Here is a 420-nt window from a genome sequence, read left to right as displayed (position 1 = left end):
GGTGACGTCTTCATTCACAACGATCCGTGGATGGGGACCGGCCATCTGAACGATATCTCGATAACCACGCCCTGCTTCAAGGGGGATCGGCTGATCGGCTTCCTCGCCTGCAATAGCCATGTGATGGACATCGGCGGGGTGATCGACAGGACGAGCTCGCGCGATGTGTTCATGGAAGGTCTCTACCTGCCGATCCTGAAGATCGTCGATGGCGGGCAAGTGGACGAAAGCCTGATGGCCATGATCCGCGCCAATACCCGCCAGCCGGTGGAGACCGTCGGCGACGTCTATTCGCTGATCAACTGCAATGCCGTCGGCTGCGAGCGTCTGCTCGAAATGATGGACGAGTTCAATCTTCGCGAACTCGACGAACTCGCCGACCACGTCATCGATACATCGCGCGAAGGTGTGCTCGCCAAG

Annotated in this window: 1 protein-coding gene; it reads left to right on the top strand. The window is 58.8% G+C overall.

The features are described 5' to 3' along the window. Nucleotides 1–420, top strand: a 420-nt coding sequence (locus tag JL39_RS22770; protein WP_037156271.1) for a hydantoinase B/oxoprolinase family protein, incomplete at both ends; no start/stop codon positions are given.

This window comes from Rhizobium sp. YS-1r (assembly GCF_000757525.1).
GTDB classification, from domain to species: Bacteria; Pseudomonadota; Alphaproteobacteria; order Rhizobiales; family Rhizobiaceae; genus Neorhizobium; species Neorhizobium petrolearium.
This window is presented reverse-complemented; position numbering and strand designations above follow the sequence as displayed.